We start from the raw sequence: 23,615 nt of genomic DNA on the forward strand, positions 1-23,615 counted from the left end.
ATGCAGGAGATCAATTTCAGCCCCTCGGAGCGGTACTGGATCCTGGTCCTCATCGGTGAAAAGCCGATCGGCGCCAGGGAGAACCTGGCGTGGGACAGCCAGGACCAGTACCCCGATCTCGCCGACAAGCTGACCGCGCTCCTGGACAACCTCCGGGACGCCTTGGCGGATGTCTCCCGCGCGTTTCCGAAGCAGGTCGGGGACGCGATCACCAAGGCCATGGATCCACTGCTCGACTCCAGCGGACCGAACGGCATCGGGGATCTGCTCAAGCGGCTCCGGATGGACCTGCCCAACGAGCGGGGCAACCAGTCGATCAAGATCCAGCAGGCGAAGTGGGAGATCATCGCCGAGATCACGATGATGCTCATCGAGCTGGCCGCGCTCACGGCGATGTCCTTCTTCACCGGCGGTCTTTCGCTGTCCACAGCCGCACTGGTGAGGGCACGGGCGGCGCTCGGCATCCTGATGGCGATGCAGCGCCTGCTCAACTTCTTCCCCATCGCGGGGGCCCTGCTGGAGGCGGTCCAGGAGATGATCCAGGCCCTCGCGGTCAACCTGGCGCAGCTCACCATCCCTCCCCCGAATCGCAGGGCGAAGGGCATCGACTGGGACAACGTCAGGGACAGTGGCTTCTTCGGCTTCATGGCCGGTCTCTTCACGGACTTCTTCCAGGGCGCGGGGAACTACTTCAAGAAGAGCATCTCGAACTTCTTCAAGAAGAATCTCGACAAGGACATCTTCGGCAAATTCGACAACGACTTCGGAAACATCTTCAAGGACGTCGACTTCAACCCGCCGAACCTTGATCACATTTTCAAGAAGCCCGACAAAACGTTCAACAACATGGCCTACGACTTCCCGGCGACGTTTGCCTCCAGCGGTCTGGGCGAGGGCTTCGCCGAGGTGGTCGTCCAGGGGCTGCTCCACGGCAACTGGGCGTTCAAGTGGGAGACGTTCGTCTTCTCCGGCACCAGCGGCATGGCGGACATGGCCGCGGGGATGGCACTGGGGTCCGGCGCCGGCTGGCTGCACGGCAAGGCCTTCCCCAACGGGAACATTTTCACCAACTTCATCAACAACAGCTATGCGAGGGATGATCTCCCGGACGGGGCGGGGAACGATTCCCCGGACGCTTCCGGCTCCGACGCGGTCCGGAACATCCCGAAGTCCTCCCTCCCCGTGGGTCCTCCGTCCCCGCCCCCCACCACATCGTCCGCGGACATCCCCAACTACGGGAACAACAGCTCGTCGTACCGGGACAACAGTTCGTTGTACGAGGACAACAGGTCGTTCACGCCCAAGTACCGCGACTCCGACACCTACTCGGTGGACTCGTACGGCTCCTCCAACTCCTCGGCCGGCTCCCTCTTCGGCGACACCGCGTCCATCAACTCCGTCAGTTCCATCAACTCCCTCAACTCCATCAACTCGGTGCCGACCGGCGGGGGCTCCTCGTCGTCGTATGCGTCCCACGCGAACTTCCCGGCCGACAAGGGGTTCCAGACCGCGCCGCAGAGCCTGCCGCTGAACCAGCCTGGCTCGGCCGGGAGGATCCCGCCGCCGACGGGCTCCTACTCCGCAGGGTCCGCTCTCACAACACCCGGGGGCGTCGAGGACTTCAAGGGGAACAAGGAGCTCCAGACGGGCCCCGATGGCCTCCCGGCCACCTCGGGTTCCCCGGCCACCTCGGGTTCCCCGAACACCTCCGGTCTGCCGAACTCGTCGAGCCTGCCGGGTACCTCGGGCCTCCCGGCGTCACCGGCGGGGCGTACCCCCACGGTCTCGAACCCGGAGGCGGAGTTCGACGGGGCTTTCGGCGAGAACGGCCAGAACACCCCCACGGGCCAGAACGGCCCCGCAGGCCAGAACACGGGCACGGTCCCGCCCCCCGTCTCCCACAGCGGCGGGCAGACCCCGGCCACCACCCCGCACACGCCGTCGGCCGGGCAGCCCTCGGGCACCCCCCAGCCGGGCCAGGGGCAGCAGCCGCGCCCGGACACTGACAGGTCCGGCGGCCCGTCGGCCGACCCCGCCATCGACGCGGACACCGACACGGCCAGCACCCCCGACACCCACACCGACACCGACACTCAGCCCGGCACGGACCCCGCCGACCGGGGCAAGGCTCCGGCCACCCCGGCGCCCCCGGACCAGGAGGAGATCGACCGCGCCCGGCAGGACTACGAGGACGCGCTGAACTCCTTCACCTCCGCCGCGACCGCCGTGGACACCATCGGCGAGCGGCTGGACAGCGGGGTCGGCACCAGCTCCGACGCCGCCGCGCACCAGGACGCCGGGCACCGGGCCGAGCAGGCGCGCGGGCGGATGCTCGACGCGGCGGCGCGGCTGCGGAGCCTCGGCATCGACCCGCACGGCGACCCGTACACCCCGGGCCAGGAGGGCACCCGGAGCGACGAGAGGTCGCGGCAGGTGCCCGTCGTCCACCGCGACGACGCGCAGCGCCAGTGGATCGCCCAGCAGGTCACCCCGGACGACCTGCCGGAGAACCCCCCTCTGCTCGATCCGGACGACGATGTGGCCATCGTCGAGCTGAACGACGCGGGTGTCACGCCAGGACCCAAGCAGCAGACCGCCGAGGCCCTCGGCATGGACCGGTTCTCGGTGCGCGACAGCGATCTGGCCCCGGTGGACCACGTCAAGCTCCAGATGGTGCGGTCCGATTCCTGGCCCGCCCCGCTCGACGAAACTGCGGCCAACGCCACCCGACGCATCTGGCAGTCGGCGTACGCGGACTTCGCGGGCGCGATACCGGACGACGGACCGGAGCGGCTGGCTGTCGGCCGCGCCTGGGACAAGGCCGTCACCCTGGTGCTGCCGCTGGAGCTGCACCCGGTGCTCGCGGACTCGCGGCACGCCGGGCGCGACTTCCGCGACGCGGTGCGCCGGGTCGCCGAGCATCTGCTGGCGCACGGCCCCGACGCGGCGTCGGGCATCGCCCTGGCCGACACCCTCCGCGCGGGGCTGGGGTTGCGGCACCGTGTGCGCGGCGGCGCCCCCACGCCGCCCCCCAACCCGCCCTCCGACCCGCCCGCCTCGCCGCCGCCCGCGTCCCGCGTCCCCACCACCTCCAGCGGGGGAACACCGGCCACCACGGCGACGTCGGCTCCGGAGCCCGGCCCGGTGGCTCCGGCGCCGGTGCCGTCGGTGTCCGGCGAGTCCGAACCCGCCGACCGGCCGGCCAAGCGGCAGGCGATGACCGGTGACGTGCGCCCGGACGAGGCACCGACCGACCGGCGTGACGTTGAGGAGGTCGGGCCGCCGCCGACTCCGGGGCCGTCGCGTGTGCCGCATGTGCCGCAGGTGTTGAGCCTGGCGTTCGGTGCGCAGGTGGCGCAGGACCCGCGGTACGGGGTGATGATGCGCGGGCTGGCCGCGCTGGAGCTGGCGCGCAGGGGGGATGCGCGGTTCGGCACTGGGGGCCTCGATCTGGAGCGGATCGCGCCGGGGATCCTGCACCTGGGTCCTTCGGAGCCGATGACGCGTGGGCGGTATTTCGAGGCGTTGTCGGTGGCGGCGACCGCGTACCGGGACAGGCGTGCGGGGAGTCTGGCCGCGGTGGCGGCGTATTGGTTGCACACGAAGGCGGGGGTGTTGGGTGACGCGAGTGCGCTGACCGGTCCTGACGACTGGTTCCAGGGGCGGAACTTCACCGGGCAGGCTTTGGACCTGCTGCTGGACTACGTGGGGCGGCAGGACCCTGACGGTCTGAAGTTGTCGCCGTTCCCGGGGCAGGGCCCGCCGTACGTGGTGGTGGTGGAGCCCGGTTCCGAGGAGGGCCTGGTCGTGCTGCGCGACGGGCAGGGCAACTCGACCGAGGTGCCGTACGAGGAACTGGCGGAGCTGGTGGCGCACGACCCCCGGCGGTCCGCGGGCGCTCCGGTGGTGCTGCTGATGCCGGAGGCGGGCGTGGGCATGAGGGCGTTGCCCAGGCTGATGGCCGCTTGGCTCGGGGAGCGGGTGTGGTCCACGTACGGCGGTCTCCGGTTCGAGCCGGTGGGTGACGGCACGTCCAGGCGGCGCGTGGTGCTCGCGTCGGTGAGTCCGGGATCGGCGCCCGTGGGGGCGTGGGTGCCGAGCGATCCGGGCCAGCTTCCGGACGGTCCGTGGGAGGTGACGGCGGCGGACGGTTCGACGTTCCCGGACAGTGACGTGGAGATGTTCGCGCTGCCCACGTCCGACGGGCAGCGGCTGACCGGACTGGCGTTGCTGAACGTCAGGGATATGGCCGCCGGTGAGAGTGATCTGCGGAACGTGTCGCGGATTCGGCACTACGCCGACCGGATCGAGTACGAGGGGATCAGCACGACGGGTCCCCTCCTGCCCCTGCCGCGGGGGCTGACCGACGCGATCGTCGTGGTGGGGGACGGCGAGGCGGGGCTGCCCCGGAAGAGCACGGGGCGGAGCCACATGGTGACGAGCGGGGAACTGTCCGCGTTCCTGTGGCGCCAGATCGCCGCGTCCGTTCCGGCGCATTGGCCGGTGTGGCTGGTGGGGCCTGGGCTGGCGAGGCTGCCGGAGGGCGCCGACCGGCTGGAGTACGTGCCGGGCGCGCAGGATGTGGCGACCAGGCTGGGGCGGACGGCGTTCGCCTCGGACGCGAAGCAGCGTGTGGTGGGGGACGCGAATCCGCCGTATCTGGCCAATGCGTACGATGCGGACAATCCAGCGCTCGGGTACCGGGAGTTCCCTCCGGAGCCGTGGCCGCCCGCACTGTCGATGTGGGCGGACGTGGCGGGGCTGCCGTGGGACGTGCCGGACCGGGAGGAGCGGGTGCTGCGGTGGGTGCGGGCGCTGCGGGAGGTTTACGGCGTCGACATCGACACCAATCCCAGGCTGGCCGGGGAGTTCCAGCGGCTGCTCCTGGGTTTCGGGGCGTTGGAGCGGCAGTCGCTGGCGCAGGGTGTGGGGCCGTTGACGTGGGCGGGGCTCGAACAGACCGCGGAGGACTTCGCCGGGCAGGGGGGCTGGGATCCGACGCTGAGCCCGTATCTGCTGGCCCAACTGCTGGAGGCGTACCGGGCGGCGGAGGCTCTGGCGACCGGGGAGCCCCCCCAGCCCGGTGCCGAGAGCGAGGACATGTCCGGTGTGCTGGGGATGGGGCCCCAGGACGCGTCCCGTGTGCTGGGGCTGGGGTCCCAGGAAGGTGGGGTGGCGTTCGGTCCGGTGCGGGAGTTCGAGTCGCGTCTGCTGGGGATGTCGGCGGAGGACCGGTTCCGGGAGTTGTCGCTGCTGTCGCCTGACAAGCGGCGGAAGCTGGCGTCGAATTCGGTGTGGGTGGACGAATTGCGGCGGGCTCTGCCAGGTATGGAGTTCGCCGAGACGGCGGCCCAGTTGATGGTGGTGGTGCAGGACGGTCCGGGTGAGCCGATGGCGGATCAGCCGGTGTCGGCGGGGCGGGTCGCGCGGGCGCGGGCCGCGCGGATGCTGGTCAATCCGAAGATGGCGGTCGCGCTGCTGAAGGGCGCTGTGCGGGTTCTGGTGGTGCCCAAGGACGTGGCGATGACCCGGCTGAAGCGGTTCCGGGGTTTCGCTGGGCAGCCTGGCTGGGACACCCGACGGGGCGTCATGGACGCGAGTGCCGTGGCGGTGCCGGAGGAGAATCTTCTCGGTGGGGCCACGAGTGTGCCGGATGCGAAAAATCATGCGGACGGTTACGGCACGCCCGATCACGAGTTCACGCACGCGCTCCATGTGCACGCGCTGGGTGATTCCGACCGGAAGGCCATCAAGAATTCCTATCAGGCCAAGCTGAACCCGCGGCGGGGCGTCGATCCGTTTGATGTGGAGTGGCCGGACGGGATTCGGCGGGACCTGGATGGCGATCCGGTCGACAACCATTCCTCGAAGGACGAGTACGAGTATTTCGCGCAGGCGGTGAACGCGTATCTGGGGGTGAACACCGGGACGGACCCGTACACCGGTCGGCCGCGGAACAATGGGGCGGCCTGGGTGCAGGAGCACGAGCCGGCGCTGATGCCGATTCTGCGGCGGCTGTTCGGCCACTACGAGAATCTGCTTGACGATGCTGAGCGGAAGGTTGTCCAGGACGCCTACCGGGCCAAGCTGAACCCGCCGGGGGGCTTCGATCCGCTCCATGTGCGGTGGCCGGACGGGATTCGGCGGGACCTGGCCGGCAACCCGACCGACAACTATTCCTCCACGGGCGAGTCCGCGTATTTCGCGCAGGCGGTGAACGCGTATCTGGGGTTGAACGCGGGGACGGACGGCTACACCGGGCGGTCGCGGAACAACGGGGCGGCCTGGGTGCGGAGGCACGAGCCGGCGCTGCTGCCGATTCTGGAGCGGCTGTTCGGCCGGGATCCGCAGGGTCCGGGTCCGGCGAACCCGAGGGAGGAAACGCGGGCGGAGAACGAACTGTGGGAGACCTTCCGCGCCTTCTGGGACGAGGTGGAGGGGGTGTACCGGCCGCAGCCGCACGCCCTGGCCACGGCGCCCCCGATGGCACCGGCGGCACCGGCGGCCCAGGAGGCCGCCACCACCCCGGCGCCCGGGCGGCGTTCGGGTTCCGCTGAGGATGTCGGGCCGTTGCCCGCGCCGCCGGGAGAGGGGTCTTCGCGTGCGCGGCGGGGGGCGTCGGGTGTGCCGCAGGTGTTGAGTGCGGTGTTCGGGGCGCGGGTGGCGGAGGACCCGCGGTACGAGGTGATGGTGCGTGGGTTGGAGGTGTTGGAGGCGGGGAGTCCGCGGTCCGGCATCGGGGAAGCCGATCTGGATCGGATCGCGCGGGGGATTCTGCGGCTGGGTCCTTCGGATTCGATGACGCGTGGGCGGTATTTCGAGGCGCTGTCGGTGGTGGCCGCCGCGCACCGGGACGGGCGCGCGGGGAGTCTGGCCGCGGCAGCGGCGTACCGGCTGCAGGGGACGGGGGTGCTGGGGGATACGAGTGCGCTGGTCGGCCCGGACGGCCGGTTCCTGGGGCGGAACTTCACCGGGCAGCCTCTGGATCTGCTGCTGGACCATGTGGGGCGGCAGGGTCATGGCGGTCTGAGCTGGACACTGCCCCCGTGGCAGGGTTCGCCGTACGTGGTGGTGGTGGAGCCCGGTGGCGAGGCGGGCATGGTCGTGGTGCGCGACGGGCAGGGCAACCCGTCCGAGGTGACATACGTGGAACTGGCCGAGCTGGTGAAGTATGACCCCCGGCGGCCGGTGGGCGCTCCGGTGGTGTTGCTGATGCCGGAGGCGGGCGCGGGTATGAGGCGGCTGCCCCGGCTGATGGCCGACTGGATCGGGGGGCGGGTGTGGTCCACGTACGGCGGTTTCCGGTGGGAGCCGGTGGGCGACGGCACGTCCAGGCAGCGCGTGGTGCTCGCGGCCACGCGTCCGTGGTCGGCGCCCGTGGGGGCATGGATTCCGAGCGATCCGGGTCAGCTTCTGGACGGTCCGCGGGAGCTGGCGGCGGCGGACGGTACGAAGTTCCTGGACACCGACGTGCATACGTTCGCGCTGCCCAGGTCGGACGGGCAGCGGCTGATCGGGGTCGCGTTGTTCAACCCCAGGGAGATGGCACAACGCGAGGAGCAACTGCGGAATGTGTCGCAGATCGAGCACTACTTCGATCACAACGAGCACGTGCTCGGGACCGGCGGGCACCGTAACGGTGCCGTGCGGCGTCTGCCACGGGGGCTGAACGACGCGTTCGTCGTGGTGGTGCACAGCCTCGGTACCCAGGCGGCGTTCCCCCTGGCGAGCACGGGACAGAACCACATGGTGTGGAGCGCGGCGCTGAGCAGCTTCCTCAAACGCCAGATGGCGACGATGTCCATTCCGGCGGACTGGCCGGTGTGGCTGGTGGGGTGTGGGCTGGGGAGGCTGCCGGTGGGCGCCGACCGGCTGGCGTATGTGTCGGGCGCGCAGGTCGTGGCGACCAGGTCCCGGCGGACGGCGTTCAGCTCGGACGCGCGACTGGACGTGTTCGGGAACGGGAATCCGCCGGCTCTGGCCAAGGCGGATGATCCGGACGCCCCGGTGTTCCAGTGGCAGGAACTCCCCCCGGAGCCGTTGGCGGAGACCTTGTCGGCGTGGGCGGACCGGGCGGGGCTGCCGGGGGACGTGGCGGACCGGGCGGCGCGGGTGCTGCGGTGGGTGCGGGCGATGCGGCAGATCCACGGCATCGATATCGACAGCAATCCCGCGCTGGCCGGGGAGTTCGAGTGGCTGCTTCAGGGTTTCGGGGCGCTGGAGCGGCAGGCGCTGGCGCGCGGCATGGGGCCGTTGACGTGGGCCGAGCTGGAGCGGGTCGCGGCGGGCTATGCCGGGCAGATGGGCTGGGACCCGACGCTGACCCCGAATCTGCTGAACCAGTTGCTGGAGGCGTACCGGGCCGCGGAGCAGTCGTCTGATGGGGCGCACGCGGCTCCGCCGGCTTCGGATTCGGCGGCTCCGGATTCGCCGGCTTCGGGTCTGCAGGGGTTGCCCCTGCCCGGTGCCGCGGTCCGGGGCCTGCCGCGCGAGGTGGTGTTCGGTGGGGTGTCGGCCGGCCCGGTGGGGGAGTTCGGGTCGCGTCTGCTGGGGATGTCGGCGGAGGACCGGTTCCGGGCGTTGTCGTTGCTGTCGCTTGATAAGCGGCAGAAGTTGATGGCTGATCCGGCGCTGGTGGACGCGTTGCGGCGGGGCCTGCCCGCCGTGGAGTTCGCCGAGACGGCGGCTCAGTTGATGGTCGTGGTGCAGCCCGGGATGGATCGGCCGGTGTGGCCGTTCCGGCCGGAGACGGTGGAGGACCTGGCGCGGAAGCGCATCGCACGCATGCTGGGCGATCCCGGGGCGGCGGCAGCGCTGCTGAAGAGTGATGTGCGGGTTGTGGTGGTGCCCAAGGACGTGGCGGTGACCGCGCTGGGCCCGTTCCGGCGTCTTGCGGGTGCGTCGGCCGCCCCGAACGACCGGCGTACCTGGGACACCGTACGGGGCGCGGGCGGTGTTCTTGACACGGCGGTGGCGGAGGAGAACCTCGTGGGTGAGGCCACGAGTGTGCCGGGTGCGGGTATTTATGAGGACGGCTACTCCACATCCGATCACGAATTCGCGCACACGCTCCACGAGAAGGCGCTTGATGATTTTGACCGGAAGGTCATCAAGATGGCCTATGAGGCCAAGCTGAACCCGCCGCCGGGCGTCGATCCGTTCGATGTGGAGTGGCCGGACGGGATACGGCGGGACCTGAATGGTGCACCGGCCGAAAACTATTCCTCGACGAACGAGTTCGAGTATTTCGCTCAGGCTGTCTGCGCGTATCTGGGGGTGAACGCGGGGACGGACATGTACACCGGTCGGCCGCGGAACAACGGAGTGGCCTGGGCGCGGGAGCACGAGCCGGCGCTGCTGCCGGTTCTGGAGCGGCTGTTCGGCCGGGATCCGCGGGATCCGGGTCCGGCGAACCCGGTGGAGTACACGCGGGAGGAGCGGCTGTGGGAGGGGTTCCGCGCCTTCTGGGACCAGGCGGAGGGGACGTACCGGCCGCAGGCGCACGCCCTGGCCCCGGTGGCACCGTTGGCCCAGCACGTCGCCACCACCCCGGCACCCGACGGCGATCGGCCGGACCTGGAGCCGGACACGGAGTCCGACACCAGCGACACCGACATGTCCAGCGACACGTCCCGCGAGGGGGGCGTGCCGTTGCCCCCGCCCCCGGCCCCGGCGCAGGACGTCGAGGACCTGTGGTCGCTGCACCTGTTCTTCGGGACCGGCGCGATGGACCACCACTCGTTCGACACACTCATGGCCGCGACCGGGGCGCTGCGGCGGCTCGCCCTGGCGGGCGCGGAGCGGCCGGGCACGTCCCCCGACCCGCTCAACAGAATCCACGGCCTGGCCCGGCGGGTCCTGGACCTCGGTGCCGACAGCGAGGTGGACGTCGGGCACCTCCGCCGCCTCGGCTCGCTGGCCCTCGCCGTCCCCCCGGACCAGCTCACCAGTGAAGCGGCCCTGGCGTCGTTCCGGGCGGACATGGACGCGGCGCCGGACAGCGACAGTGACAGCGACGCGGATGGCGACAGGAACAGCGACGCGGACATCGAGGACCCCGCTCCCCGCGACGGGATCGACGCGCGCCGGGCCAGGCCGCTGACGATCAGGGACTACACCGTCGTGGACAACCGCGGCGACGGCGTGCTGTTCCGCAAGCCCGGGGAGACCCGGGGGGACTGGCGCACGCCCCGCGCGTTCGACCGGCGAGCGGATCCCCCGGAGTTCGCGGTGTCGGTGCAGGACCACGCCGAGATCCTCGCCACCGAGCGGCCCGCCCTGCGGATCTCCGCCGACCGTACGCTCGCCGTGGAGGACGGCGCGCTGGGACAGCAGGTCTTCGCGACGGCCGAGGCCGTCGCCCGCTCCTCGGTCAAACTGGCCCGCGCGGGCAGCGGGGTACGGCTGGAGACCGACGAGAACCTGAGCATCGTCCTCCCCACCCCCGACGGGGGAAGCAGGCAACTGTTCCGGGTCACCCCCGTGTTCATGACCCGCACCGGGGAGTCCGGGGAGTCCACCAAGGAGGTGTGCCGGGACTTCGCCGACCAGGTGTCCGGTGGTCACCCCACATCGCATCTGGTCCTCTCGGATCCCCGGAGCGGTGAGGTGGCCACCGCTCCGGTCGATGCCTCCGACGCCGGGGAGACCACCGGGACCCACCACCTCGCCGAAGCCCTGGCACGGGTGGCGGACGGCGAGACCCCGCCGGACGCGGTGCGTCCGGAGTGGGCGGCCGGCCTGCTGCGCCGGGACGACCGGCCCATGGGCGGGTACGACGGTCCGCTGCCCGGTCAGTCGTACGGCAGCGCGCTGAGTCTTGCCGAGCCCGCGGACCCGCGGCGGGATGCCCTGTCGGACGCCGGACGGCGTATCGGGGTCAACGAGCACGCCTGGGCCGATGTCGGCGACGGGTATGTGGTGCAGTCCATCGCCGCGCCCGGGGCAGACGGCCGGCCGAGCCTGGAGCACAACCACGCCAAACCCGGCGAACAGCCCGGCGGCGGCCGTTTCGGCTACCACTTCCTGAGCGTGGTCCTCGCCAGCGAGGACGGCACCCACCAGATCTCTCTGGAGAACCGCGCACGGAGGTCGGCGCGGGCGGACCGGCGCCGCGCGGCCATCGCGGCGAACCTCAACAACCTGGGTCCTGACAAGCTGCGGGAGACGGCGGCGGAACTGCGCCAGGAGATCGAGCGGCAGGAGGCCGCCGGTATCGACGAGTACCTCGCCGAGGTGCGCGACTACCGTGATCTGACGCTGGCCCTGATCGGGGCGGAGCAGGCCCAGGAAACGGTGAGCGCGGCGCCCGAGGGCTCTGAGGAGCGCGCGCGTGCGGAGCTGGCGCTGGAAGTCGCCATCAACAGGGCGGCGTTCTGGCTCGGGAAGGTCGAACCGGTCATCCCCGGCGAGCGCCAGTGGTACATGCGGATGTACGCACAGCGTCCCGGCGAGTCCGTGCATGACGTCTACGCGGGCCTGTTGAGCGAGGCCCCCTCGCGGATGGTCAACCCGATCACCGGCGTGGTGCTCCGCGGCCACGAAACAGACCCGGTACCCATCACCTTCGCCAGTGGGGTCACGGAGGCACCCGCCGACGCCGCCAACATCGTCAGGTACCCGGCGAGCGTGGCGGCAAGGGCCGGGGTGTGGAACACCGATCACCAACTGCCGCTGCCGAGGCTGGAGATCACCTACGAGAGGGGCGGCCGCGGGTCCGTCAAGGCCGGGAAGGCGCGCGCCGCGGCGATCGAGGCGTTGTACAGGAGCCATCTGGACGCGGAGTTGGAACGGCTCCAGGAGGGTTCGCCGGGACAGCACATCACCGCCGACGACTTCACCGTCGAGGTCGTCGAGCACCGGGGCGGCCGGTCCGGTAGCGGACCGGGCCTGGACACGCTGACCCTCACGCTCGACGACCGGCGCGGCGGCCCGCGCCAGGTGGCCACCCGCGGCCCCGGCCGCCCGGGCATGAGCGCTGCGGACGCCGTCCCCCCGGCCCCGGCTCCGGCCCCCGCCCCGGCCCTGGCTCCGGCCCCGGCTCCGGCCCTGGTTCCGGACGGCGACCGGCCCGGGTCCACGTCCGTTCTCACCGGCCCGTCGACGGACAGCCTGCGCGCGATCCGCCCGTACGACCGGGAGTCGGGCGGCCTCGACCGGCCGTCGGAGGCCGACGAGCGGCGGCTGCACGACGTCTTCCCGGTCGATCTCGACGGCGCGTACCAGCGCTTCCCCGACCCGCGCGGCGCCCACTTCGGGCTGGCCGCGCCCGTCCGCAAGCTGAACCGCAGGCTCCCCTACAACACCCTGTTCACCGACGCCGGTGGCGCACCGTGGGTGCGGCGCCTCAACGGCGGCTGGGCCGACCCGGCGCGCCAGCTCAACTGCCTCGACGTGGCCCGCTCGGCACTGGTGTCCTGGTTCGGCCGGCCCACCGCGGCCGCGCCCGTCCAGGCCCCGGGGCCCGGACGCGGGCTTGAGGTCGAGCGGGACAGCATGCAGCGGACCGCGCGCTGGCTGGGCACCGGATGGCGGCACCACGCCGAGGACCCGGGCACCAGCGCCCACACGGCCACCGCGAACGCCGTCCGCGCCGTCGAGCGGCGGCTCGGCCGGGGCGACGCCGACCGCCACGGCTCGGCGGCGATCCTCCGCTTCCAGCGGCCGAACGGCACCGTCCACGCGGTCAACGCCTTCAACCACGAGGGCCGCATCGACTGGGTCGACGGCCAGTACGGGCGCGTGAGCGACCGCCCCCTTTACGAGGGCCACACCTTCCTGTCGATCGAGGTCGGCCCCGACGGCCGGCCCATCGACCCGGTGCCCCTCTCCGACGGTCCCGGCCATCAGACGACCGTGCGCACGCCCCGCGGCCCGGAGCGCCTGCCGCTGCCCGGTGCGCTCACGGCGCCGTCCTCCCCGTCGTCCACCCCGGAAGTGACCCCGCCGTCCACCCCGTCGTCCACCCCGGCAGTCGCCCCGAAGGCCGCCCGGCGGGCCGGGCCCTCCACCGCCCGCCCGCCCCGGCAGTCCGAGCTGTTTCTCGACACGCCGTCGCCCCACAAGTCGGCCGTCGAGGGAGACCGGCCCGCCGGACGCCGCCGCTCCGCGACGATGCCCGCCCTCCGTAACGCGATGACCTTCCCCACCAACCAGGGCCCGTCGCACGTCAAGGAGGACCGGGACGCGGGGAGATGGCGGAACCCGCTGCGGCGGATCGACACCTTCGGGGTCTTCGGGCGCCCCGGCTCCGCCACGTCCCCGACGAGGGATTCGGTGCCCTCCCCGCCCCCCGGGAGCGACCAGGCCCGCGAGGGTCTGACGCGCGTGACCTCCGGATCCTCCCTCTCCGGCTCTTCCAGCCAACGGGCCGGACTGGCCCATGTCCAGCAGCCGACGCCCCCGTTCCCCGGGGCGGAGATCGACAACGAGCTGACGGACCGCCGCCCGCCGCGGGTGGACCACGCCCTGCTGCCCCCTCCGGTCGTCCAGCGGGTCAGCAACTTCGCCGACGACAGCCGCATGCCCGCGTACGTCGACGGCCTGCTGCCGTTCTCCACCGACGGCACACCGGAGCAGGCCGAGGACGCCCTGCTCACCTTCGGCCAGGGCCACCCCTACCTGCGCGGCCACGACACCGCCGCGCGGGCCGTCACCGACCTGCTGCGCGGCGAGGACGAGGAGACCCGCCCCGCCGACCCCGCGGACACCCCGGCGCCGCGCCACCCGGCGCGCTCCGACGACATCGGCGTGGGCGTCGAGCACCGGCTGCTGCGGGCCATGCGGGAAGATGCGCGCACCTTCGCCGGGGACGGCCGGGAGTTCAACTACCGCGCCGAGTCCGGGCGGCTGCGCACGCTGCGCGTACGGATCCGCAACTACGGCGCCTGGGAGAGGTTCGCCGACAGCACCGGGCCGACCAAGATCGACAACCAGTACCGCGCCAAGACCACCATCGGCGGCAGCAAGGTCCTCAGCACCACTCGGCAGATCGGCCCGGCCGTGCCGATCGGCCCGCTGCCGTTCGCCTTCGCCGCCTTCGGCCGGCTGGGGGTGCGGTTCGCCCGCTCCAACGACACCGTCTACACCGGGCAGGACGAGGTGGTGAGCCAGGGGGAGAACAAGGCCGACGACCACTCACACGTCCACATCGACGACGTGTACTACGAGGTGACCGTCACCGACGCCCTGCCCCCGCGTCCCGCCAAAAAGGGCGTCCTCGGCACCCGGTGGCGCGCCGAGCCCGCCAGGACCAGCGCCCCGGACTTCGCCTCCGGCGTGTCCCTGCGCGACGGGCTCGGGCTGCGGCTGGCGGACACTCTCACCGAGACGCACGAGACGGTCCGCACCCCGCGGCGGATGCAACTGGGCCCCGAGTCCGACTACCGGCTCGTCACCACCCAGGGCTACGGGCCCGTGGAGGAGATCCGGGACTGGGCGGCGAACCGGGTCGGCGCCGAACCAGGCACCACCGCCCACGACGAACTGTCCGCGTTCTTCTCCTCCGGCAACTTCGACCAGATGGCGGAACGGCTCTCCCGGTCCATGGTGCCGGGCAAGCCGCTTTTCGCCGACGACAAGAAGCGCACCCCACTGGGCGCGTTCGTCATCCCGCGGGTCGTGCCGGGGAGGGCCGTCCTGGCCAACGAGAGCGACAAGGCCAAGCTGGCCCAGACCGGGCAGCTGACGAAGCAGAACACCCGCAAGCAGACGAGGGCGCACACCCTGGAGTTCTTCGGCGTCGTGGGGCCGACGTTCAACCTGCCGGTGGTGGACGTGCTGAACGTGATCCCCGGGTTCATGGAGAAGATCAAGCCGCGCCTCCAGTTCGGCCCGGGCGGGCGCCGGGGACACACCCGCGGCCGGTACATGACGGTCGGCGGATCCGGCGCGGTCAAGTCCGCCATCCAGAGCACGAAGACCACCACCGATCTGTACCGCGTCGAGAAGACCGTGTACGTGCTCAAGACAGGGGACACCGAGCCGACCGCGTTCCGCACCTGGAGCCTGGACTGGATGACGCACCGGGAAGCGCGCCGTCTGGCCGGCCTGGACGACGGCACCACCCTCGCCCGGCGCGACGGCCGGGAGCCGTACGCCCCGGCCTATCTGACCGAGGACAACCCGCCGACCCTCGGCATGAGCCGGGTGGTGCAGTTCCTGTACCCCAACGGCCGGTACACCCGCACCCCCGCGCCGGGCGACAGCCCCGCGCCCACCACGCTGGCCACGTTCACCCGGCAGGTGGTGGCGGCGCTCGCCCGCAAGTACCCCCAGATGATCGCCCCCCTCGAAGACCTCGGCGATCCCAACGACTCCAGGTGGCGCAGCCACGCGCACTACCAGATGGTTCTGCACAACGTTCTGACGGTGTACAACGCGCTGTCCCACCACGCCATGGCCGGGAACCTGGAATCGATGAGAACCACCGGCCTGCGCGTCCCCCTTCAGGACCCGGGCCGGTTCACCCGCGGCTACCGCTACATCTGGCTCGACGCCGGAATGACCGGCCGCCAATTCGAGGGCACCACCGACAACCTGCTGTCACACAGCTCCCCCGGCGTCACCAACGCCGACGGCGGACGGTACGGAACGCAGAGCACGGAGGCCACGTTCGAGGCCCTGTTCTCGACCATCGACGCCGGCGCCACCGACGAGCGCGGCGCCCCCGCGCATGCCGTCACCGCACAGTTCGGCTACCGGCGGAACTGGCAGGAACGGGCGGAGACCCCCTTCGGTTCCACCGCGTCCGCCGAACCGTCGGCGGACACCGCCAAACCCGCGCACCTCTACAGCTACGACCTGTCCGTCACGGTGAGCACCGGCGGCTACTGGCGGTTCCGCAGCCTGCTGCGCGGCGTCACCTCGCTCGGCCTGCTGGGCACCCAGCTGTTCGTCTTCCGCGCCCCGCGCGTCGGCATGACGGACGGCGACGGCGACCCGGTCGCCCTGCGCGCCAAGGTGCTGCTGGCCGTCCCCGCCGAGCACAGCCCGGACACCGACCCGCACGCCCCGGGCGCGGACAACCCCTACCGGGGCCCCGACCGGGTCACCCAGGGCCCGCTGTCCGTCCGCGAGACCAGGGACCTGGTGGACCGCGCGCCCACCGCCCCCGTCCACTCCCAGGAGCCGGGGCCGCTGGACGGGCAGCCGCACCAGACCGTCTCCGTCCTGGCGCCGCCGCACGGCGCGGGCATCATGGACGCCGTCCTGGAGGAGGCGTCCCAGGGGCGGTGGCACCTGACCTACGAGGGGGCGCCCGCGCACGACGCCGCGGTCCGCACGCACCAGCCGCAGCTTCTGACGGCCAACTTCGACCAGACCGCGACACCGCTGGGGCTCCGCGCCACGGGCCTGTTCAGCAAGGGTCCTTACCTGGACTGGCTGGCGACGGTCGTCCACCGGATCCGGGTCACCGGGCTGCGCGCCCTGGGACGGCCCGAGCCGGTGAAGGCCTCGGTGACGGTCGGCGCAAGCACCGCGATGACCGGCACCCAGACCAAGTCCTCCAGCCATTCCGCCGGTGTCAGCTTCGTCTACGGCCAGTCCCACTCCGCGGGGCCGGGCCTCACCGGCAACTACGGGGCGGTCTGGCGCCCGTGGGTGCGCTCGGAGAGCGAGACGGAGACCGTCACCCGGACCGTCACCACCGACACCTCCTGGTCGAACTCCGACTACCAGGTGCTCACCGCGGGCGACGCCGAGCACCAGGTCGCGGCCTATGTACGCTCCATCGGTCTGCTGAAGCCGGTCGGCAGGCTCCTGCTGCAGAAGGGACGCCACCGGGCCGGACGGTGGCAGCGGATCACGGGCGGCTGGCTCGGCCACATCCCGGAGCGGACCGCCGCCGAGATGGGCCTGATCCGCGACGGCCTCGGCGCCGGGCCGATGTACGCGGACCGGACGTGGTCCCTGCCCGGCTGGCTGCGCCGCCACCCGTTCGCCCAGTACCCCGTCGACTCCCTGAACGTCACCGAAGCCCTGACCGCCTTCGACCAGAAGCTGGACGACCTCGGCCACGACCTCGACAGTGCCGGCCGGGAGGCGGTCCGCCGGCTGGTGTCGGGCCGCGTCGCGCGCGCACTGCGCCGGGAGATGACCGGAACCGGCTCCGCACTCCCCGCCAGGATCGGCGGCCCGGGGTGGAAGAAGGTCCGGATCGGCAAGCGGGACGTACGGGTACGGGCCCGGCTCATACCGGTCGAGGACGGGCAGGACTTCGACCGGCTGTGGCCCGGCGCCGAGCTGGGGGAGTCCCGTACGGCCGTGGAGACCCGTACCCGCGCGTTCGAGCAGGGCCGCGGCTCCGACGCGGGCACGACCATCACCGAGGGCGTGCGCACCGACAACCCGTCCGTGCCGACGGCGGGCCCGTCCCTCGCCGAGTTCGGCTCCAACCGCCAGATCATCTCCGGCTCCTCGGGCATCTCCCTCACCCGGTCGCGGAAGGCGACCACCAAGGGGCCGCACGCCCAGTTCACCACCCGCTACCGGCTCGAGCTCACCCTGGAGATCGGGCGCACCCGCGGGGACATGCCGCGCGACTCGGACGCCTCCCGGATCTCCCACGAGCAGGGCGTCGGCACGCTGAAGGACATCATCCCGCTCAGCCTGCTGCGGCCCGACCCCGCCGACGACGGCCAACCCGGCGCCGCACCGGACCCGTTGCGCCCGCCGGAGCCGGTGAACGAGCCGCCCGCGGTGAACGTGCTGACGTCGGCCACCAGCCGTATCCCGTCCGAGGAGCTGTGGGACCGGGTGCGCGCCTGGCGCTCCGTCCCGCAACCCGACGGCGGCGAGGCGCCGTTCGAGATGCCGTCCAACGGCTTCGACGTCCGTGCCGTCATCGGCGCCGAGGGGGTCGAGGCGGCGGGGCTCCTCGCCCTGGCCAAGGCGTACGACAACCGGCTCGCCCAGGTGTCGGGGCAGCTGACCGGTGAGGCGCTCGAAGAGGCCCTGCGCTGGGCCCGGCTGACCCCGCTCACCGCCGAGGGCACCGGCGCGGCGCAGGTGCTGGAGGACTCCTCCGGCAACGTGGCGCTCAGCACGTTCGCCGAGGACGCGACGGGGGACAGCGGCTACCACACCGCGGGTATCACGGAGAACAACATCCTGGACTCCGCGACCGGCAACCTCGCCCGCTACATGCGGCCGGACCTCAGTGGCGCCCAGCTGCTGACGGTGGCCGACGGCAGCGACATGGAAGCCGCGCAGCAGCACACCCACAACGACACCGCGAACACCAACTACGGCGGCGTCACGGACACCGCCATCGGCGGCTTCCCGCTGATCAAGACCCAGCCGCTCGGTACGGTCAACCTGGGTGTGAGCGGCACCGGCGCCAACGCGCAGGACTCCGACGGCCAGGCCATCACCAACGAGCAGGTGCACCAGACGAAGGTGAAGCCCACCACGGGCCGGATGTTCGCGTTCGCCATCCCCACGGCCTGGCTGACCGTCGCCGAGGTCGACCGGCAGCTCAAGGACAGCCCAACCGCCGCCTGGGTCCGTGAGCACCTGATGGGCCCGTTCGGCGGGGTCAAGCCGGGCATCCAGGCCGTCGAGACCCAGACCCAGATCATCGCCTGGGTACGCGAGGACATCGCACGCCACCTCGGACTGATCACCGACGAGAACTTCCCCGAGCAGGTCGCCACGGCGTGGGACACGGTCAGCGAGGCGGCGAAGGCCCTGACCGAGGCGGACCAGGAGTACTGGCGCCTGCGCCGGGACGTCCCCGACCTGGACAAGGCCGTGAACGAGGCCGAGGCGGAGTACGCCCGGGCCCGGCGGAACCGCTCCGCGGCCGAGCGCGCCGAGCGGGCCGCCAAGCGCAGCGCCCGCCACCACTACCGCGCCGCCGAGGCGGCCGCGGACGAGGCGGCGAGGGGGCCCGCGGCGGAGTTCCGCGAGGGTGTCCGGGACCGCCTCCTGGCCGCCGAGGAGGAGGCGGCGGCGAAGGCCCGGGCCGTCCGCGACGCCCGGTGGGCACAACTCCTGGAGACCACCGCCGGGCAGCCGGAGACCGGGCAGACGCAGCCGGAGGCCGAGCAGACCGAGGAGCGGTGGACCGCCGCGGACCAGCGACTCGCCGAGGCCCGCGAGGAGCAGGCCGCCGCCGACCGCCTCGTTGCCCGCATCCGGCAGGACGAGCGGGACCGGCTCGTCACCGAGGCGCGGCGGGTGCACGACGAGGTCACCGGCGGGGCGGCCCGGCGCGTGGTGAGCGCTGACGACGCCGTCCAGGCCGCCCACCACACCCTGCGCACGGCCGAACGCGCCCGGGACACCCGGCTGGCGGAGCTGGCCAAGCAGCGCACGACCGCCGAGACCGCCGCCGACACCCTGCACCGTCTGCACGGCGAGACCATCCGGCTGACCCGCTGGCACCAGCTGCCCGACGACCCGGGCAGCGGCGAGGAGGGCAGCGGCGAGGAGGGCGCGGTTCGCACCCGCGCCGGGGTGCCCGAACCCCGGCTCACGAGCGGAGACCTGACCGGCGGAGAGCTGACGGGCGGGACAGGGACCGCATCCCTGGAGACGGTCACCGAGGAATCCGAGGAATCCCCGGTCTACACCCCCGCCACCGTCCTTGCGGACGGCTCGCCCGCCCTGACCTCGCCCGAGGGCACCACTCACCCGCTGCGCGACGTGCCCGAGGACGGAAAGTCCTTCTACCACGCGTTCATCGCAGCCCATGGCGGGATCACCGAGGGCGCCGACGCCCTCCGAGGCCGGTTCGCCGCAGCGCTCGCAGCCCTCCCCGACGACTCCCCGCTGCTGGCCTACCTCGTCCCGGACGAGAAGGACACCTTCAGCGCGGCCGAGGTCGAGGCCGCCGGGCTCGACCTGGGCACCGACACCCCCGAGCGCCGCGAGTTCGACGCCTTCGGCGTGATCCCGCACTCGGCCGGGGACCTGCCCACCCCCGACCGGCGCCACCAGCCGCTGACCCCGGCCCAGCGCCGCGGCCTGGCGGCCGCGCAACTGCGTCGCCTGGCCGCCCACGTCGACAAGCAGACCTGGGACAACGCCGCCGCCGACCTGCTGCCCGCGCTCGCGGCCCGGATCCATGGCACCGTCGTCCGCGTCGTCCGCGAGGACGGCAGCTTCCTCGACTACCCCCCGGACCCCGAACCCCTGCCCGACGACGCCCCCGGCGTCGTACTCCACTTCGCCGACGAGCGCTTCCGCGCCGTACTGCCGGACGAGGTGGAAGCGGGACCGGCCGCCCCCGCCCCGGCCACCCCCGACGAGCCCCCGGCGGACGACGCGCTGCCCGCCCACGCCCACCGCCCGTGGACCTGGGAGGGCCTGACCGACGACGAGTCCGAGCCGGAGCCCAAGTACGACGCGGCATCGGACCTCAACCGGCTGACGGACCCCGACGGTTACGCGCACCGGCTCGTCGTGCCACCCGGCGACGGAAACCGCTTCTACGCCGCCCTGGCCATGGCCATGAACGCGGCCGGGCTGCGCCTCCCCGACGGCGGCGAGTACCAACCCGACCACCTGTCCTGGTCGGCCTACCTGCCGCTGCCCAGCACGGCGCGGCTCGACCCGCGGGCGACCTTCCGCGCCGAGGAGCTGGCGGGGGCCGGGATCGAGGGAGCCGGGATCGCGCTGACGGACGCCCAGCGGCGCGAGTTCGAGCGCGGCGGCGGCCGGCTACCCCTGCTGCCTCTGCCGCTGACCCGGCGGCAGGAGGAAGGCCTCATCAGGGCCCAGCTGTTCGCGGCCCGGCGGTGGAACCGCCCCACCGCCCTGCTCGCGGCGGAACTCCTCCCCCGCCACGCGGACCTCCACCTGACCCTGGTGCACGAGAACGGCACGATCGACACCTTCGGGGTGGCGCTCGGTGAGAACGCCAGGAACGCCGTGACGGTGTACGAGCGCGGCGACGAGTACCTCGCCGCGCTGCCCGAGGGCGACCGCAACCCCGGCGCCCCGCGCAACCACCGCACCACCAGGCCCCCGCAGCCGCCCCGCAGGAACACGCCCCCGGCGATCGTGGTCCTCGCGCCGGACGGGCCGGAGGGCGCGAAGGGCGAGCCGAAGGCGCCGCCGGCCGACGACGCCCTCGGCCCCCGGAACGAGATCCCTCCCGTCCAGGACACCGCTGCCCAGCCTGCCCGGTCCGGCGAGCCCGCAGAGCCCGTCGGGCCCGCGGCGGTGCGGCCGCCGGACGGCCCCCCGGCACCGGCCGAGGACCCGGCACGCGACGACAACCTCTACGACGGCGACAGCGCTCCGCACGACGGCGACCCGTACGCCGCCGCCCTTGCCGAGTTCGACGCCCTGTCCCGCCTGCACGGCCTGTCCGACCCGTACGCCGCACAGGGTCCTGACACCGCACGGGAGGTCCTGCGCAGGCTGGACACCCTGCGGGCGGACGTCCCGGAACTGGCCGGCGGGCCGCTGGACCTGGACGCGCTCACCCGTCACGTGCTGGACCCGGACGGGTACGGGCCCGTGACCGCCGACGAGCGCGCCGAGCTGTTCCGCCTGGCACTGGACGCGGCGGACAACACGCCCAGCCTCGCGGTGCTGGCCGGGCTCCACCTCGCGCGCCAGGGTGTCCTGGGCGTCTGGGACCACGGCGGCGACGCCGACGCCTTCGCCGCCCGCGTCCTGCATCTGGACCGCCCCGACCCCGAGCGCCGCGGGGAGCTGTACCGGCTGGTGAACCGGGCACGGGACGCCGGCCGCGACATCGGCAGCACCGTGGAGCTGGGCGCGTTCCATCTGGAACGCGAAGGGATGCTGGGCTCGCACACCCTCCTGCGGGACACCGGGGACCGGGCGTTCGGCCGTCACCTGGACGGACCGGGCAGGGACGGACTGGACTTCGACCCGAGCCGGGTCACCCTGGTCCGGCACCGGCCCGACGGCACGATCGACCACGCCTCCCTGGGCTCCGCGCCCGCGCCCTGGCACCGGCCCGGCGGCCCGGCGCCCTGGGTGATCCGGGCGCGCGGCGACCTCGGCTTGGACCTGCTGTCCGGAGTGGTGCCGGCGGAGGACGCCGCCGCCCTGCTCTCCCACGACCCCCAGGTGCGCGCGCTGCCGCCGGGCGCCGAGATCGTCTGGCTGCTCCCGGACGCGGATCCCGCCGAGGCAGGGGACGCCGTTGACGGCCTTCTCCTCGCGACCAGCCTCGCGACGGGCCACCTGGCGCGGACCGCGTACGGCGAGGCCGACATCCACCAGGACCGGGACACCGGCAAGCTCACCCTCGCCCTGGGGCGGGACGCGGCGGGTCGGCCGCATACGGCCGACGACTGGGTCTCCATCGCGCCGGTCACGCACCCCGCCCCGGCGCCCGCGCCCCGGGTGTGGAGCCGCGCGGAACTGACGGTCCTTGTGGATGGCATGGCGGAGGGGCTGCCGCCCGGGGGCGTGTCGGAGCGGCGGTGTCTGGAGTTGTTGGGCGCGTTGCGGGATGAGTTGCATCCGGACGTGTTGCTTCCGTCGGGTGTGCGGGCCGGGGGTGTGGTGGATGAGTCGGTGCTGGACCAGGGCCCGCGCTCCCGTCTGGTGCGGGGTCCTGGGTGGGGTCGGGTGGGGTCGTGGGGTGCGGTGGAGGAGGCGCTGGAGAAGGCGCGGCTCGCGGGGCCGGGTTCGGTGGCGTTGGTGCTGGCACGGCGGCCGGGGTCGGTGTCGTTGGAGCGGGGGCGGCGGCCGGAGGACGGGCTGGGGCATGCGTTCGCGGCGTATCACACGGCGGATGGTGTGGTGTGGGTGGATCCGTCGAAGCCCGAGGGGAGCCGGGTGTCGGATGTTCCGCCGAAGGTGGGGCTGTTGTTTGACGCGCGGGCGGTGGTGGTGGGTCCGTCCGGGCGGGTGGTGGTGGACGCGCTGCAACCGTTCGCGGAGTCGTCGTCGGTGGCGCACGCGATGCTGGACGGGGCGGTGCGTGATGAGTACGGGGCCAGTGGCCCTGAGATCGAGTACCGCTATCCGCTCTCTATCGCCCCCCTCCCCGCTGAACTTATGCGGAGGCTCAACATCCCCGTCTCGGAGGCCACGGGCAGGCCCGATCTCATGAAGGTGGTGCTGGCGTACGGCCCTGGGATCAAGATCGTCGTCGACAAGGCCCCCCTGTGGAGCCACCCCGACTTCCCGATGCCCTTTGACATGGCGGCCCAAGTGCCCCCGCGGAGCGTACGGGGCTCTGGCACCATCACGGAGGTCGTCGGTGATCCGGCGGCCTTGGTCCCGGGTGAGCGGTGGCAGTCGCTGGAGGAGGCGAGGGCCCGGCGGAGGCTGGTGCGTGACCGGCTGGCGCGGCTGGGCACAATCGACCGGGGCGGGCGGCCGGTACCGCTGGTGAAGCTTCTGGGTGACCTTCCCGGGTGGGAGATCACCGAGGTCGGCCGGGCGACCACGATCTATCCCCTTGCCCGGGGCCACAACGGCCGCTCCTACGCGCAGTTCTCCCTGGGTACCCCCGCGGTGGGCCTCAGGATGCTCCATGACCACGCCCTGGATCGGGCATGGCCCAGAGAACTGCTCCTTCTGACCACGACGGGGAGGGACTTCGGGCAGTGGGTCGCGGGGAAGTTCGCGAGCGAGGTCGCCGGCCGTGGTGAGGTGCCGGTGGAGCTGGTCGCGTT

At 72.6% G+C, this 23,615-nt stretch carries 1 protein-coding gene (running past one end of the window); it reads left to right on the top strand.

Annotated elements, in window-relative coordinates; genetic code table 11:
- Positions 1 to 23,615 carry the beginning of a lonely Cys domain-containing protein gene (locus ABTY62_RS00070; RefSeq protein ID WP_352127015.1) on the top strand. It continues 31,477 nt past the right edge of the window, so 23,615 of the gene's 55,092 nt are visible here — the first part of the coding sequence; it begins with the start codon at positions 1 to 3; the stop codon falls past the right edge of the window.

The sequence above is a fragment of the Streptomyces sp. NPDC097640 genome (assembly GCF_040302705.1).
GTDB lineage: Bacteria > Actinomycetota > Actinomycetes > Streptomycetales > Streptomycetaceae > Streptomyces.